The sequence below is a fragment of the Natrinema soli genome (assembly GCF_028618695.1).
Genome location: NZ_JAQIVI010000847.1, coordinates 1 through 612 on the forward strand (window position 1 = coordinate 1; position 612 = coordinate 612).

Consider the following 612-nt stretch of genomic DNA (forward strand, 5'->3'; position numbering starts at 1 on the left):
GCAGACCTACTCAACGAGTGCTACGCGGCGGAATTTGATGAATCTTGGGAGCGCGAGCGGACGGCGACACCCGCCAGGGTGTTCGCCGTCCGTCTCCACGCGACCGGTTGTTCCCTCCGTGAGACACAAGCAATTCTTCGCTTGATCGGCGTTGAACGCTCTCATCAAGCGATCTGGCACTGGGTACATCGGCTGGCTGACAGCGTGCCAGACCCGCCGACGGCGAAGCCGTCGCGGGTCGCGGTTGATGAAACCGCTGTCAAGATCAACGGCAACTGGTCTTGGGTATACGCTGCAATAGATCTCGACTCACGATTAATCCTTGATGTCGCAGTGTTTGGACGACGAGGCACTGATCCAGCCGCTGCGTTCCTGCATCGATTGATCGAGAAACACGATCTCTCCGAGACGGTATTTCTCGTCGATGGCTACGGCTATCTGACTGCCCTCTCTCGATTAGGGTTAAGCGGTCAGCTCGACTACGTCGAGCGAAACCTGATCGAAAAGTGGTTTCAGACTTTCAAGATTCGGGTTGACCGCTTCCATAATTCGTGGGTGGGCAGTCGGGCGAGCGTCAGAGAATGGCTTGAACAGTTTGTACACTACTATAAT

The 612-nt window shown here is 55.6% G+C and carries 1 protein-coding gene; it reads left to right on the forward strand.

Annotation, left to right across the window (positions count from 1 at the left end; translation table 11 throughout):
- The coding region (locus PGX04_RS34035; RefSeq protein ID WP_273742507.1) for an IS6 family transposase at window positions 1-612 on the forward strand (612 nt) is incomplete at both ends.